Here is a 14,782-nt window from a genome sequence, read left to right as displayed (position 1 = left end):
CCTGACCGTGATCGCCGGCCGGTGGCTGACGTCGTCGCTCCGGTACTTCTCCACGGCCGGTTCCCGGGGAGACCCGCGTGCCTGGGGGGATCTAAGCTCCCGGCCGTGTCTCGCGAACGACGGGTGTATCGGCGCCGGGAAGGTCAGGTTCTGATCCTTCTCGGGCTGTGGGTGGTCGTGATGGCGGTCGTGCTGGCGCTCGACCGGCCCGGCGAGACCATGCTCGCCGTGACGATCGTCGGGCCGGTCGGGCCGATCCTCTATCTCTTCGGGCCGTCGGTCAGCGTGGTCGTCACCCCGTACGAGGTGGTCGTCAACAACACCTTCCACCGGTGGCGGATCGCCCGCAGCCTGCTCGGGGCGGCGGAGCTCGACGACACCTTCCTCGATCCGCGCGGGCACGGGCCGGTCGACGTCGCGGCGCTGCAGACGGCGTTCGATCGGCGGGCCATCGCCGCGGGGGTGCGGTGGTTCCGGGCGGCGGTGACGGAGGTCGGCGCGCTGCCCGACGACGGGCGGCGGCGGTTGCGGGTGCGCTGGGTCAACGTGGCGGTGCTCGCGCTGGCGATCGGGGGCTGGGTCCTCAGCGAGAACTACATTCCCTGACGGTGACCATGCACCGGTAGGGAAACGGGCGCAACGGCCCGGTGTGGCAACCAGGCCGCTGCGACTCTCGGGGACCTCTCGTGTCCCGTACCGTCAAAGGTTCTTCAGAAGGTCCTCGAAGTTTGTGGTGAGCGCGAACGGGTCGGTGACCACGGCGGGTTCGCGGCGCTCGACCTCGCGGGCCAGCTCGGCGGCGGCGCGCTCGATGCGGCCGCGCAGGGGGCCCTCGACCGAGTTGGCGCCCCAGTCGTCGCTGGCCGCGAAGACGCCGGTCGGCAGGATCGTGGCGCGCAGGTAGGCGAAGAGCGGCCGGAGCGCGTGGTCGATGACCAGCGAGTGGCGTGCGGTCCCGGCGGTCGCGGCGAGCAGGACCGGCTTGTCCACCAGGGCGTCCTTGTCGAGGACGTCGGCGAAGGACTTGAACAGGCCGCTGTAGCTGGCGCTGAACACCGGGGTCACCACGATCAGCGCGTCGGCGGCGGTGACCGCCTCCTGGGCCTGCTTCAGGTTCGTGGGAGCGAACCCGGTCAGCATGTTGTCGGTGATCTCGTGGGCCAGGTCGCGGAGCTCGATGACCTGCGTGTCGAGGGCGACGCCGAGCTGGGTGGCGGCCGTGACCGCCGCCGCGGAGAGCTGGTCCGCGAGCAGGCGGGTCGACGACGGCTGGCTCAGGCCGGAGCTGATGACGACGAGCTTGCGCTGCTTCATGCCTGGACCTCTTCCTTGTTCTCGGCCTTCGCCAGCTTGGCGGCGAGGAGTGACTGGTGGGTCGGCGCGTCCGGCACGTGGGCCGGCTTGAGCGCGGCGAACTCCTTGCGCAGCACCGGCACGACCTCGGAGCCGAGGATGTCGAGCTGCTCCAGGACCGTCTTGACCGGCAGGCCGGCGTGGTCCATCAGCCAGAGCTGGCGCTGGTAGTCGCCGACGTACTCGCGGAAGCCCAGCGTGCGGTCGATGACCTGCTGCGGGCTGCCGACGGTCAGCGGGGTCTCCCGGCTGAAGTCCTCCAGCGACGGGCCGTGGCCGTAGACGGGGGCGTTGTCGAAGTAGGGACGGAACTGCTTGACCGCTTCCTGGCTGTTCTTGTTCATGAAGACCTGACCGCCGAGGCCGACGATCGCCTGGTCGGCGCTGCCGTGACCGTAGTGCGCGAAGCGCTGGCGGTACAGCTGCACCATGCGCTGGGTGTGCTCCTTCGGCCAGAAGATGTGGTTCGCGAAGAAGCCGTCTCCGTAGTAGGCGGCCTGCTCGGCGATCTCCGGGCTGCGGATCGAGCCGTGCCAGACGAACGGCGGGACCTCGTCGAGCGGGCGCGGCGTCGAGGTGAAGCTCTGCAGCGGCGTGCGGAACTTGCCCTGCCAGTCGACGACGTGCTCGCGCCACAGCTGGTGCAGCAGCGCGTAGTTCTCGATGGCGAGGGGGATGCCGGCGCGGATGTCCTTGCCGAACCAGGGGTAGACCGGGCCGGTGTTGCCGCGACCCAGCGTGAGGTCGACGCGGCCGTCCGCGAGGTGCTGCAGCATCGCGAAGTCCTCGGCGATCTTCACCGGGTCGTTCGTGGTGATCAGCGTCGTGGCCGTGCTGAGCTGCAGGGTCTTCGTCTGTGCCGCGATGTAGGCGAGGGTCGTGGTCGGCGAGGACGAGAAGAACGGCTCGTTGTGATGCTCACCGAGCGCGAACACGTCGAGGCCGACCTCCTCCGCGTGCTTCGCGATCGTGACGATGTCCTTGATCCGCTCCGCCTCGGTCGGGGTCCGGCCGGTGGTGGGGTCGGTGGTGATGTCTGAAACTGAGAAGATGCCGAACTGCATGACCCGCTCCTGGTGCTCTCCGGCCGGGCTTTTGACGTCCCGGTACTGCCCTGCACAACTTGCTTGACTCGGAAACTATTTCAGATTCAAAGAACTTGCGCTGCGGCGGGGGTCACACCGGAGCCGATGGCGAGCCCGGCGCCGTGCGAACTCCGGCCCGCCCCGGGCGTATTAAGATCACCGAAGGCGGCGAGGGGATCTAGGTTCGTGTATGCCTCAGCGGAACGTGCTCTCTCCGTCATCGATCGGCTGGTGACCGGCGAGGGCTTCCTGACGGCGTCGGCCGCACCCGGAGCCGACGAGCCGGTTGGCCGTTATGCCACGCTCTTCGGCCGAGACGCGCTCATCGCGGCACTCCAGATCCTCCCGGCGCGGCCGGACATCGCCACCGCGACGGTCGCCGCGCTCGGGTCGCGACAGGGCAGGCGGCTCGTCCCGGAAACCGCCGAGGAGCCGGGGAAGATTCCACACGAGGACTGGGAGGTGGCCCCCCAGTGGCATCGGGATCGTTCGTGGCGCGTCGAGCCGGACGGCAGCCTGCGGTATTTCGGGTCGGTGGACTCCACCTCTCTGTATCTGATCCTCGCCGCCCGGCTGAAGATCAGAGACTCAACGGTCACCGCCGCCCTCCACTGGCTACGATCCAGCCTGGCGGCGAACGGACTGATCACCTACGTGGGACACCGTGAAGGCGGGCTCTACCACCAGGGATGGCGGGACGGCCTGTGGGACAAGGAGGGCTCCGGCGTCCGGTGGCCCAGCGGCGCCCAGGTGGAGGGCCCGGTGGCGGTGGCCTCCGCACAGGCGTTCGCCTACCACGCCCTGCGCTGTCACGGGTTCGAGGCGGAGGCGGAACAGCTTGCCGACGCGGTGGACGAGTCCTTCTTCCGGCACGGGCAACCGTGGCCGGCGCTGGCGGTAGACGGCCACGGGCGGGCGGTCCCGACGAAGGCCAGCGAGATCGGCATCATGCTCTGGTCCGACCTGCTGAAACCCGCGCGGGTCGAGCCGGCCGTGTCCGCGTTGCGGACGCTCATGACCCGCTGGGGCCCGCGCACCATCTCACCCGAGCATGCGTCCTTCTCCCCGGACGCGTACCACCTCGGAGCCGTCTGGCCCTTCGAATGCTGGTTCGCCTGGGGAGCCTTGCGCCGCCACGGCGCCACGGAACTGGCCGACCGCGTCCGCAGGGGCGTACTCGACGCCGTCGAACACCTCCATTGCATGCCGGAGTGCTACGCCGCGCCGCTGGACGGCGGCCCGCCGTTCGTGCCCGGACGAGCCACCCGGCTCCAGGCCTGGACCGCCGGAGCGGTGTGGGCGCTCGCCAGCGGCTGGGACGGCAGGCCGGCACTGGCGTCGGGCTGCTAGACACGTAACTAGAGCCGTCCATCCGATCCGGAACGGGAGGCCGACCATGCCAGTTCCCCGTATTGGACACCACACACGCCGGCAGATCCTCGATCACCGCGCCTTCGAGATGCCGGTCTCCTTCCGAACCGAGGATCAGGACGTCTCACGGTGGACCACCGTGGCACTCGCTGAGTATCAAAGCCTCCGGGCCGAATCGTTGCAGGCGCAGCAGGCCCAGCAAACGATCATGCAGTTCGGTATCACCGGCATAGCCGTCCTCATCGGCCTCTCGCTTCAGGTCGAAGAGAGGCTGATCGCGATCCTGGCTCTTCTCTTCGTCGTCCCCCTCCTGAGCATCTTCATCGTCAGCGTGTGGTTCGTCGAGATCTTCCGATCCATCCGGGCCGGCGCCTTCCTGTCGTGCCTCGAAGTGAAGATCAACCGGGTCCTCGGGGGTGACGTCCCGGCCCTGGAATGGGAGAGCTGGCTTCGCCGGCATCCCGAGGTCCGCATGTTCGTCCGCGACCGGATGAGTTTCGGCGTGCTGTACGTGCTGAACATCGCAGGTCTGGTCGTCAGCGCCTTTCTGGCCCGGGGAGCCGACTTTCAGATGTCCAACGCTCCGCTGGTCGTCAGCCTTTTCGCCGCCTCGTCGGTCGGCCTGCTCATTCTCGGATTCTGGGTGTACCGCCACTACGAGAAGCGGGTCTACCTGCAGTCGATCGACCTGAACGCGGCCCTCACCGTCGAGTAGAACGACGCGGCACTCACGCCCGGCGACGGGGTCAGGCCGGGGTGGGCTGTTCGGCGGCGATGCGGAGGGCCTCGACCAGGCGGCGGTAGAGGTCGTCGGTGGCGTACAGGTCGGCGTGGGCGCCCTGGGCCCGCACCCGGCCGTTCTCCATCACGACGATGCTGTCGGCGTCCAGCACCGTGGAGAGACGGTGGGCGATCGTCACCACCGCGCCGGTCGCGGCCCGGGCGCGGATGCAGTCGTGCACCGCCGCCTCGGTCAGGCCGTCCACCTGGGCGGTCGCCTCGTCCAGCAGCAGCACGTCGGGGGTGCGGAGCAGCGCGCGGGCCAGGGCGATCCGCTGGCGCTGGCCGCCGGAGACGTCGGTCGAGGCCAGGGACGTCTCCCAGCCGTCCGGCAGCTCGTCGATCTTGTCGTCGAGGCGTACCGCTCGCAGGACGTCGCGCAGTTCGTCGTCGGTGGCGTCCGGGTGGGTGTAGCGGAGGTTCTCGGCGATCGTCCCGGGCACGACGGGGGTCTCCTGCTCGACGTAGGCGAACCGGGACCGCACCTGGTCCGGCGAGTAGGACGCGTAGTCCCGGCCGTCCAGCAGGATCCGCCCACGCTCCGGCTCCAGGAACCGCAGCAGCAGCGAGAACAGGGTGGTCTTCCCGGCGCCGGACGGCCCAACGATCGCCAGGTGGCCGCGCCTCGGGACGGCCAGGTCCACGCCGCGGACAGCGGGCTTGCCGTCCGGTCCGTAGCGGGCGGTGACGTCGCTGAACACGATGATGGAGTCGTCCGGACGTACCTCCGAAGCCGGGGCCGTGGCCTCGTGGTTCTCGAGCGTGATGTCCTGGAGCTGGTTGATCCGGCCGGCCGCCGCCATCCCGGCCTGCAGGGCCGTCAGATTCTGGGTGAGCTCGCTGATCGGGCCCATCAGCTGGAAGACGTAGAGCAGGAACGCGACGAGGGTGGACACTTCGAGCAGGCCCTCGCTGGCCCGCCACGCGCCGACCGCCAGGATCAGGATCACCGCGAGGTTGACGCCGGACCAGGAGATCGTCCACACCGTCGCGCTGACCTCGGCGGCGCGGATGCCGTGCCGGGCCGCCTCCTGCGCGCTGCCGATGGCGCGGGCGCTCTGCCGGCCCTCGGCACGGCTGGCCTTCACGGTGCGGATCGCCCGGAGCGCGCCCTCCAGGTTCGCGCCGAGCTGGCCGACGGACTCCTGCGCGGCAGTCTGCGCCACCCCGATCTTCGGCAGCAGCAGCGACATCAGCACGGCCACCACCGCGACCGCCGCGAGGGTGCAGCCGAGCAGGGTCAGATCGAGCACCCCCATCAGTACGATCGTGCCGGCCAGCCCGACCCCGGCGTTGATCAGCCCGACGATGCTGCCGGACGCCTCGTGCAGCAGGCCGGTGTCCGAGGTGACCCGCGTGACGAGCTCCCCGGTGGAGCGTTTCTGCAGGTCGTAGACGCGCGCCTGGAAGTACCTGCGGATGATCGAGGTCCGGGCGTCGAGGACGATCCGCTGCGCCAGCCGGCCCATCACGATCCACTGCCAGAGGCCGATCGCGGCGCCGGCGACGAGCAGGACCAGCAGCGTGACGACCGGGGCGGTCAGTTCGAGGCCGGCGCCGAACGAGTCGAGCACCCACTTGGTGACCATCGGGGTGGCGAGGCCGGCGGCGCTGCCCAGCAGGCCGAGGATCAGGCCCAGGATCATGGTGCGGCGGTGCGGGCGGAACACGGAGAGAAGGGTCTGCAGTCTCGTCGATTCCTGCGCGGGATTCGGCATGACCACAGTGGAACATTGATGTTCCAAAATAGGCAAGTGATAATCTGCGGCCGTGACCGACACCGTCTCCGGGTCCCGCGCGCGCACCCGGCAAGCGATCCTCGATGCCGCGACAGCGGTCTTCGCGCGGAACCCGGGCGCGACCCTCGGCGACGTGGCGGTGGCGGCCGGGGTGGGGCGGACGACGCTGCACCGGTACTACGCCGATCGGGCCGAACTGGTGACCGCCCTGCACATCGAGGCGGGCAGACGCCTGGAGACGGCCCGCCTGCGGGCGCGGATCGGCGAGGACACCGGGGCGGAGGCGGTACGGCGGCTCGGGCAGGAGTACTTCGACCTCGGCGACATCCTGTCGCTGCTCTTCAACGACCAGATCACGCTGGACGGGGGCGCCGCGGAGAAGGACGACGCCTGCGATCCGGAGTTCGAGGCGATGGTGCGGCGGGGGTACGAGGACGGGAGCATCGACCGGAGCCTGCCGGCGGACTGGGTGCAGAGCCTGTTGTGGGCTCAGCTGTACGCCGGGTGGAGTTACCTGGCGGAGCGGCAGGTGTCCCGGCACGAGGCCCTGCGGCTCGTGCTGCACAGCCTGATGAACGTGCTGCGCCCGCGCGGGTGAGCGCGACGACGGGAATGTGACACACTCAGCGCTCCTGAGTACGCACGGAGCGTGTCACTGTTGACGGGTGACAGCGCTTTCGGGCCCGGGAGTGCCGGCCCGGCGGCATCATCTGATCGCCCTGCCCCGGGGGCGGCCGCCCGCGCCCCCGGTCCGCGCGCCCGAGTCCGCGCGCCGTCACCTGATCGCGCTCCCCCGGACCCGGCCCCCCGATCCGGCCGGCCCACTGCTCGCGTTCCCGCCCGCGCCCGCCACCGCTGACCGGCGGCCGGCCATCGCCGTCACCCTCTCCTTCCTGGTGCTGGCCCTGCTCTGCGGCGCGGCGCTCACCGCGATCCGGTTGCTTCTGAGCTGATCCCGGCTGGGTCGACAAACGCTGGGCCGACACGGCTGGGCCACCTGGGCGATGCCCCACTCCCCGTGGTGGACCAGCCGGCGACATCGATCACGCTGAACGGTCCAGGCGGTGGGCGAGCCATTCGACGGCCAGCGGGTAGCGGTAGTCGATGCCGCCGTGGCCGGCCGGGAAGAGCTCGAAGCTGATCCGGTCCGGCGGGACGCCAATCCGGAGCAGGCCGTCCTTGAAGGCCTCGGCGCCCAGGTCGAGGAACCACTCGTCGCGGGTGCCCGCGTCGATCCAGACGGCGCGCAGGCCGCGCAGCGCGTCGGCGTACCGGTCGATCATGCGGATCGGGTCCCAGGCCAGCCAGCGGTCCCAGAGTTCCGGGATGAGTTGCCCGGTACGCGGGTCGAAGGGCAGGCGCGGGGTGCCGTCCGGGTCGGCGGAGAAGGCGGCGGTGCAGCCCAGGAGCAGGGTGAGCGACATGTCGTGCTCCTTGGTCATGCTGACCCGGGAGGTGAAGTCGGTCCACCACTTCAGGATGTCGTGGTCGTACTCGCGCAGGGCGCGGGCGGACTTGGCGAACTCGTTGAGGTAGCAGTACTCGTAGAGGGCGTCGCCGGCGTGGGTGGCGAGCGCGCCGAACAGGTCCGGCCGCAGCATCGGGGTGATCATCGCGCCGAAGCCGCCGGAGGACTTGCCGGAGATCGCGCGGGATCCGGCGGCGGCGATCGTGCGGTACCGGGCGTCGACGTGCGGCACGACCTCGTCACAGAGGTACGAGTGGTACTTGCCGGTGCCGGGCGAGTCGACGAACTGTGAGCCGCCGTACGCGGTCCACGCGTCCACGTAGACCAGGATGCAGCCCGGCGCCCGGCCCCGCGCGAACACCTGGTCGGCGGTGACCACGAACGGCTGCCGGAAGGCCTGCCGGTTGCCCCACATCTCGACCTGTCCGGAGTAGCCCTGGATCACGTAGATGGTGGGATAGCGGTCGGCGCCCTCCGCGTAGCCGGGCGGCGTGTAGACCCAGAGCGGGCGCACGTGCGGGTCGCCGAGCGGGTTGTCCCTCAGCAGAACCGAGTCGATGGTCTCCTGGTGCAGGGTTCCTTCGAGTTCACTGAACATCACCCGAGTCAACCAGGCCCGAGCCAGCAGATCGAGGCGGCGCCCCGCGGACGCCGCCTCGACGCGGTCAGCGGCCCTGGAGCGCCTTCACGGTGTCGCCGAAGGTCCAGCCCTTCGAACCGTCCCAGTTGATCGACCAGGTCATCAGGCCCTTGATCCCCGGCACGCTGTTCCACGCCTGGGTGACCAGGTTCGGCGTCATGTATCCGCCGCCCGCGCCGGTCTGCGCCGGCAGGCCGGGCACCTGCTTGTCATACGGGATCTTGATGGTGACGCCCTGGATGGTGAGGCCGTTGTTCAGGCACTGGGTCTGCACGGTGAAGCCCTGCACGGTGCCGGCCGGGTACGAGTCACCGGAGCAGCCGTACATCGACCCGTTGTAGTACTGCATGTTCAGCCACCACAGGCGGCCGTTGTCCAGGTACTTCTTGATGATCGGCAGGTACGAGCCCCAGATCGACCCGTAGACCACGCTGCCGCCGGTGACGTACGCCGTCTCGGGCGCCATGGTGAGCCCGAAGTTCGCCGGCATCGCGGCCAGCACGCCGTCGATGATCCGGATCAGGTTCGCCTGTGAGGGCGACAGCGTGGTGATGCTGCCGCTGCCGGAGAGGCCGGTCTCGATGTCGATGTCGATGCCGTCGAAGTGGTAGGCCTTCAGGATCGGCACGATCGTCGCGACGAACCGGTCGGCGACGGCGCTGGAGCTCAGGTCGATGCCCGCTGCCGCCCCGCCGATCGACATCAGCACGGTGGCGCCCTGCGCCTTGGCCGCGCAGATCTCGGCCGCGGTCGGCACCTTCACACCGGCGTCCATGCCGTTCTCCCAGAGGACCGTGCCGTCGGAGCGGATCACCGGGAAGGCGGCCATCAGCACGTTGTAGCCGTGCTGGGTGATCCGGCTGTCGTTGATCGGGATCCAGCCCATGCCGGGGTGCACGCCGTTGGACGCGCCGTCCCAGTTCTCCCAGTAACCCTGGAGGACCTTGCCGGCCGGCCGTCCCTTCACGGCGCAGGCGGGCTGGCTGGTGGACGGAGACGGCGACGAAGACGACGAGGGCGATGACGAGGGCGAGGAGGAGGGCGACGACGACGGGGAGACCGACGGCGACGGCGACGCACCGTCGCAGGCTCCGAGATCGCGCCACAGCGTCGGCGTCGTGGACGGCGTCCACCCCGCGCCCGCCCAGGCGGTGTGCGCGACCAGGGCCTGGTAGAGGCGCGCCTGGTAGGTGACCTGTTGCCCCGCCGAATACGACACTCCCTCGGCCCACACCGTCGAGGAGCAGGCCACCGCCGCCGATCCGCTCGGCGAGAACGCCATCACGGACCCGCCCGCCACCACCACACCGGCGATCAACGCCATCAACCCGCGTCGAAGTCTCATGCCCCACATAGTGGCGTTCACATCAGTAAATATCAAGGGTTCTTAACTATTAACGGCAGCCCCAGGTAAGCGGCGAAACCCGACAGCGCGGAATCAAAATCTCCAAGATCATCGGGTACGTGGGGAAGCACGCGCACGGTGACCGCTTTCTTCCCGATCGTCCGCTTCCACGTCCCCACCACCCGCCCGTCGCGGACGAGAGTCGGCTGGAAGATCCCGTTCCCACCGGGGATGATCTTCGCGAGCTGCTCCGGCGACGCCATCAGCGACCGGTCCTTGTAACCCAGCAGGTACTCGTCGAAGCCCGGCAGCGCCCAGCACCCGGTGACCGGCCCGGCGTCCAGCACCGCCGGGTCCGCCCACATCTCCACCCCGTCGACGTCGACGGCGGCCAGACCCGCCGCGGCGATCCCGGTCCGCGCGTCCCGGATCCCGAGGCTGGTCCAGCCGGCGAAGTCCTTGACCGTCGCCGGGCCGTGCGACCGGTAGAACCGCTGCGCCAGGATCGCCAGGCCCTCCTCCCGCGAGGACGGCGTGAACCTGCCGGGAACCCAGTCGTCCAGCAGCACGAACGTCTGCTCCGCCCCGATGCTGGGCGCGATCGCCGTCAGCGAGCGCTGAGACGCGTACCACAAGAGGTGGTAACCGCGCTGACCGCTCACGTCGATGCCGCCCTCGCGGAGCGCGGCCAGGCACGCCGATCGCGTCAATCGCCCGCCGCCTGCGGCGAGGGCGGCGGCGAGGATCTCCATCGAGCGGCCGGCGATCGTCTCGTCGAGACCGAGATGCTCCCAGCGCCGGGCGACGCCGGTGAGCTGGCGGACGCCGGTGAGGCCGAGCATCCAGTGCGCGTCGGCGGACGGGACGAGGTGGACCGTGCCGCGCATCGGCCAGGTGCGCACGACGGATCGGTCCTCGGTGGCGGCGACGATCTCCGGCAGCGTCGAGCCGGGCAGCCGCACGCCGAGCGACCAGAGCACGCTGCCGAGGTCCTGGGCCTGCATCGCGCCGAACCACGCGACGATCTCCCGCACGCTCGCCGTCGCGCGGGAACCCAGCAGGAGCGCGGTCATGCGCAGGCTCAGTGCCGCAGAGGAATCCACGGCACCGAGCCTAGAGACCGGCTACGACACTTCTCAGCGGCCGCGCGCGGCCCGGTACCGCTTGATCAGGGCGTTCGTCGACGAGTCGGCGTCGTCGGCCGGCGCGTCGGCCGAGGTCAGCTTCGGCGCGAGCTGGTTCGCCATCACCTTGCCGAGCTCGACACCCCACTGGTCGAACGAGTTGATCTCCCAGATCACGCCCTGGGTGAACGTGATGTGCTCGTAGAGCGCCACCAGCTGCCCGAACGTGGCCGGGGTGAGCTTCTCGGCCAGGATCGTCGTGGTCGGGTGGTTGCCCTGCATGACCCGGTGCGGGGCGACCTTCTCGTTCGACCCCTCGGCCTTCACCTGCTCCAGGGTCTTGCCGAACGCGAGCGCGCCGGTCTGCGCCAGGAAGTTCGACATGAAGAGGTCGTGCATCTCGCCGATGTCGTGGTTCGGCAGGCTGAAGCCGATGAAGTCCGCCGGGATCAGCTTGGTGCCCTGGTGGATGAGCTGGTAGAACGCGTGCTGGCCGTTGGTGCCGGGCTCGCCCCAGAAGACCTCGCCGGTCTGGAAGGTGACCGGGTCGCCGTTCAGGCGCACCGACTTGCCGTTGCTCTCCATCGTCAGCTGCTGGAGGTAGGCGGCGAAGCGGTGCAGGTACTGCGCGTACGGCAGGACGGCGTGCGACTGGGCGCCGAGGAACGTGTCGTACCAGACGTTGAGCAGGCCGAGCAGCGCCGGCACGTTGCGCTCGATCGGGGTGGTCCGGAAGTGCTCGTCGACGGCGTGGTAGCCGGAGAGCATCTCGGCGAACCGCTCCTTGCCGATCGCGATGAGCACGCTGAGGCCGACCGCGGACGGGAGCGAGTAGCGCCCGCCGACCCAGTCCCAGAAGCCGAACATGTTCGCCGTGTCGATGCCGAAGTCGGCCACCTTCTCGGCGTTGGTGCTGACGGCGACGAAGTGCTTCGCCACCGCGGCGTCGTCCTTCAGAGTCGCGAGCAGCCACTTGCGGGCCTCCCGCGCGTTGGTCAGCGTCTCCTGCGTGGTGAAGGTCTTGGAGCAGACGATGAACAGGGTGGAGGCCGGGTCCAGATCGCGGGTCTTCTCGTACAGATCGGTCGGGTCGATGTTGGAGACGAACCGGCATTCGAGGTCGCGCTGCGAGTACTCCTTCAGCGCCTCGTAGGCCATCACCGGACCGAGATCCGACCCGCCGATGCCGATGTTCACGATGGTGGTGATCCGCTGACCGGTGTGCCCGGTCCACTCCCCGGAGCGGATCTTGTCGGCGAACGCGCCCATCCGGTCGAGCACCTCGTGCACGTCGGCGACCACGTCCTGACCGTCCACGACCAGCTTCGCCGACTTCGGCAGCCGCAGCGCAGTGTGCAGCACGGCCCGGTCCTCGGTCACGTTGATGTGCTCGCCGGCGAACATCGCGGTGATCTTCTCGCCGAGCTTGGCGCGCTGGGCGAGCCCGAACAGGGCGCTCAGCACCTCGTCGGTGACCAGGTTCTTGCTGTAGTCCACGTACAGGTCGGCCACCTCGGCGGCATAGCGCGTGCCCCGCTGCGGGTCACTGCCGAACAGGTCGCGAAGGTGCACCGCCGAGAACTTCTCCGCGAGCCCCTGCAGGCTCTGCCACTCGGTGCTGTCGGAAACGTGTTCGCTCATCTCTCCCACTCCGGACCGGATTTGTAACTAGCACAACTCGGCCATCGTGGCACGGAGTTCTTCCCGATGCAGACGATCCGCGCTCATGGCGGACGTACATCTTGATCACATACGCGCCGGAGAGCCGGTGGCGACGCCTGCCCGCCCGGATCCGCTGAGTCCGGGACAGCGGCGGCCGGCGTCCACCGGCGGACGAAAGCACACGTAACGCGATCGTGGCGCCTGGCCTACGCCATAGCCGAGGCCAGGTCACACACACGACAACGGTGTGCCCCCACCCACGCCGCCAGGGGTCACCGTGTGCGCCCGCCGCGGGGCGTCACCGGGGACGGCGGCGGGCGCACACGCCGTGCATCCGCGTGCGCCCGTCACTCCGCGAGCCCGCTACTCCCCCAGCGGTAGCCAGACCCGCATCGTGGACGGCCCCCGGGACGCCCAGTCGTGATAGGGCCGCAGCATCACCGGCACCCTCTCCCCCACGGCCCCCTCCGGCCGGGCCGGGCCGTAGGGCCACGCCGCGTCCGCCGGCGGGGACACGTGACAGGTCGCCTCCACCCCGTCGTCACGGTCGGTCAGATCCGCCTCGGCGTCCAGCCGCAGCGCGTCAACGGCCACGCCGCGGGGCAGGTCCACCGACTCGACGCAATAGACGACCGGGCCACGCTCGACGACCGCGCACCCCCGTACCGCGTCAATCCGGGGATCGGCGGCGGTGAGCCGGGGGCGGACCGCCAGATCGAGCACGACGGTGTCGCCGGGCGCGAAGCGGCGGCGCACTGACACCAGGCCCGGCGCCACCGGCTCACCGTCCACCGTCGCGCCGGAGGCCCAGTGCGGAACCCGCAGCGTGAGCGTCCAGGGCTGGTCCGCGGAGGGGGACTCGGTGACCCGGATGGACACCCGGCCGCTCACCGGATAGTCCGTGTCGATCTCCAGGCCGATGCCGTTCACCCGGATGGTCGCGGCGGCGTACTGGTGGATCTGCACGCCGTCGTCGCTGTACGTCGCGAGGTAGGCGGCCAGGCCGGCGAACGTGCGCGCCAGGTTCGTCGGGCAGCAGGAGACCGAGAACCAGGGCGCCCGCAGCGTCGACGCGGCCCGCGGCACCAGCTGGTCGGCGGGCGGCTCGGTGCCGAGGACGCGCTGGTGCAGCGTGTTCGTGTAGAAGAACCGGGTCCCGTCGTCCGAGGGCGACGTGGCGATCACGTTGAACAGCGTCCGCTCGATCAGGTCGGCGTAGCGGGGATCGCCCTGGGCGAGCAGCAGCCGCCAGGCGAGCATCACCGAGCCGACCCCCGCGCACGTCTCGGAGTACGCCCGGTCCGGCGGGAGCACGAAGTCCTCGCCGAACGCCTCGTCCTGATGCCGCGACCCGATACCGCCGGTGATGTAGACGCGGCGGGCCACCGTGGTGCTCCACTGGGTGGCGACCGCGTCCAGCAGCTCGGTGTCGCCGGTCTCCACCGCGACGTCCACCGCGCCGGACGCCAGGTAGACCGCCCGGACCGCGTGGCCGCGCAGCACTGTGGCGTCGCGGACCGGCATGTCGTCCTGGAAGTACGCCCGGCCGAACTCGATGTCGTCGAGGATCTGGTGACCGCGCCGCTCCACGAAGAGACGGGCCTGTTCCAGGTACCGGGTGGTGCCGGTGACCCGGTAGAGCTCGACCAGCGCCGGCTCGATCTCGGCGTGCCCGCAGACCGACGCGATGCCGCCGTGACCGAAGACGTCACAGACGTGGTCGGCGGCCCGGACCGCGACCTCGACCAGCTGGTCCGCACCGAACGTGCGGGCCCGGGCGACCGCCGCCTGGATCAGGTGGCCGTAACAGTAGAGCTCGTGCCCCCACTCCAGGTCGCTGTACCGGGGCTGCTGGCCGGGCCGGCCGAAGTTGGTGTTGAGGTACCCGTCCGCCTCCTGCGCCTCGGCGACCCGGGCGACGATCTTCTGGTAGCGGGCCTCCAGCTCCGGGTCCGGGTGGCGCCCCAGCTCCCACGCCATCGCCTCGAGGAACTTGTAGACCTCGCTGTCCGCGAACTCGCGGCCCCGGCGCCCGTCCGGCGGGGCGGAGAAGTTGCCGAGCCAGCCGGCCTTCTCCAGCCAGTGCTCGATGTGCGCCAGCGTGGCGGACCGGTTGACCTCCTGGCGGCGCTGCCAGAAGCCGGGTTTCAGGGTGACCTCGCTCAGGCCCAGCGGCCGCAGCGTGCCATGGCTTGGAGAAACAGGAATCGTCACT

The 14,782-nt window shown here is 70.0% G+C and carries 13 protein-coding genes; 5 read left to right on the top strand and 8 right to left on the bottom strand.

Going from position 1 to position 14,782, the window contains the following annotated elements:
- Positions 1–105: 105 nt before the first annotated feature.
- Positions 106–606 (top strand): hypothetical protein, encoded by a 501-nt coding sequence (locus AB0F72_RS22785; RefSeq protein WP_360434757.1) that lies wholly within the window; start codon positions 106–108, stop codon positions 604–606.
- A 93-nt stretch (positions 607–699) separates the two neighbouring features.
- Here AB0F72_RS22785 and AB0F72_RS22780 read toward each other — a convergent pair whose 3' ends face one another.
- Positions 700–1,314 (bottom strand): FMN reductase, encoded by a 615-nt coding sequence (locus tag AB0F72_RS22780; RefSeq protein WP_360434754.1) that lies wholly within the window; start codon positions 1,312–1,314, stop codon positions 700–702.
- Positions 1,311–2,417 (bottom strand): LLM class flavin-dependent oxidoreductase, encoded by a 1,107-nt coding sequence (locus tag AB0F72_RS22775; protein ID WP_360434751.1) that lies wholly within the window; start codon positions 2,415–2,417, stop codon positions 1,311–1,313. The genes AB0F72_RS22780 and AB0F72_RS22775 overlap by 4 nt, the downstream gene beginning before the upstream one ends.
- Before the next feature lie 207 nt (positions 2,418–2,624).
- On the opposite strand from AB0F72_RS22775, the gene AB0F72_RS22770 reads away from it, so the two are divergent.
- Together AB0F72_RS22770 and AB0F72_RS22765 are read left to right on the top strand one after the other, a co-directional pair.
- On the top strand, positions 2,625–3,788 hold the full coding sequence (locus tag AB0F72_RS22770; protein ID WP_360434748.1) for a hypothetical protein: 1,164 nt from the start codon (positions 2,625–2,627) through the stop codon (positions 3,786–3,788).
- A gap of 160 nt (positions 3,789–3,948) precedes the next feature.
- A complete protein-coding gene (locus AB0F72_RS22765) occupies positions 3,949–4,524 on the top strand; it encodes a hypothetical protein (protein WP_360434745.1) in 576 nt (191 codons plus the stop codon).
- A gap of 31 nt (positions 4,525–4,555) precedes the next feature.
- Here AB0F72_RS22765 and AB0F72_RS22760 read toward each other — a convergent pair whose 3' ends face one another.
- Positions 4,556–6,307 (bottom strand): ABC transporter ATP-binding protein, encoded by a 1,752-nt coding sequence (locus AB0F72_RS22760; RefSeq protein WP_360434742.1) that lies wholly within the window; start codon positions 6,305–6,307, stop codon positions 4,556–4,558.
- Positions 6,308–6,359: 52 nt separating this feature from the next.
- Between AB0F72_RS22760 and AB0F72_RS22755 the strand changes: the two genes are divergently transcribed.
- Entirely contained in the window at positions 6,360–6,926 is a 567-nt protein-coding gene (locus tag AB0F72_RS22755; RefSeq protein ID WP_360434739.1) for a TetR/AcrR family transcriptional regulator, read from the top strand.
- Positions 6,927–6,993: 67 nt separating this feature from the next.
- Entirely contained in the window at positions 6,994–7,281 is a 288-nt protein-coding gene (locus tag AB0F72_RS22750) for a hypothetical protein (protein ID WP_360434736.1), read from the top strand.
- 90 nt (positions 7,282–7,371) lie between these two features.
- Here the strand turns inward: AB0F72_RS22750 and AB0F72_RS22745 are convergent, their stop codons facing one another.
- The 5 genes from AB0F72_RS22745 to AB0F72_RS22725 form a co-directional block, all read right to left on the bottom strand.
- Complete coding sequence (locus AB0F72_RS22745) at positions 7,372–8,394, bottom strand: alpha/beta hydrolase-fold protein (RefSeq protein WP_360434733.1); 1,023 nt, start codon at positions 8,392–8,394, stop codon at positions 7,372–7,374.
- A gap of 67 nt (positions 8,395–8,461) precedes the next feature.
- A complete protein-coding gene (locus tag AB0F72_RS22740; RefSeq protein ID WP_360434730.1) occupies positions 8,462–9,781 on the bottom strand; it encodes a glycosyl hydrolase family 18 protein in 1,320 nt (439 codons plus the stop codon).
- Positions 9,782–9,813: 32 nt separating this feature from the next.
- Positions 9,814–10,884 carry a winged helix DNA-binding domain-containing protein gene (locus AB0F72_RS22735; RefSeq protein WP_360434727.1) on the bottom strand — a complete coding sequence of 357 codons (1,071 nt, stop codon included), beginning with the start codon at positions 10,882–10,884 and terminating at the stop codon, positions 9,814–9,816.
- 33 nt (positions 10,885–10,917) lie between these two features.
- Positions 10,918–12,546: a glucose-6-phosphate isomerase gene (gene pgi, locus AB0F72_RS22730; protein WP_360434724.1), complete on the bottom strand. Its 1,629-nt coding sequence runs from the start codon at positions 12,544–12,546 to the stop codon at positions 10,918–10,920.
- A 384-nt stretch (positions 12,547–12,930) separates the two neighbouring features.
- A complete protein-coding gene (locus tag AB0F72_RS22725) occupies positions 12,931–14,781 on the bottom strand; it encodes a beta-L-arabinofuranosidase domain-containing protein (RefSeq protein ID WP_360434721.1) in 1,851 nt (616 codons plus the stop codon).
- Between the last annotated feature and the right edge of the window lies 1 nt (position 14,782).

It is taken from the genome of Actinoplanes sp. NPDC023936, from assembly GCF_040639325.1.
Classification (GTDB): Bacteria; Actinomycetota; Actinomycetes; order Mycobacteriales; family Micromonosporaceae; genus Actinoplanes.
This window is presented reverse-complemented; position numbering and strand designations above follow the sequence as displayed.

Coding starts and splice junctions, on each gene's coding strand:
- AB0F72_RS22780 (WP_360434754.1), bottom strand. CDS start 1,314: ATGAAGCAGCGCAAGCTCGTCGTCATCAGCTCCGGCCTGAGCCAGCCG.
- pgi (WP_360434724.1), bottom strand. CDS start 12,546: ATGAGCGAACACGTTTCCGACAGCACCGAGTGGCAGAGCCTGCAGGGG.
- AB0F72_RS22760 (WP_360434742.1), bottom strand. CDS start 6,307: ATGCCGAATCCCGCGCAGGAATCGACGAGACTGCAGACCCTTCTCTCC.
- AB0F72_RS22740 (WP_360434730.1), bottom strand. CDS start 9,781: ATGAGACTTCGACGCGGGTTGATGGCGTTGATCGCCGGTGTGGTGGTG.
- AB0F72_RS22745 (WP_360434733.1), bottom strand. CDS start 8,394: ATGTTCAGTGAACTCGAAGGAACCCTGCACCAGGAGACCATCGACTCG.
- AB0F72_RS22775 (WP_360434751.1), bottom strand. CDS start 2,417: ATGCAGTTCGGCATCTTCTCAGTTTCAGACATCACCACCGACCCCACC.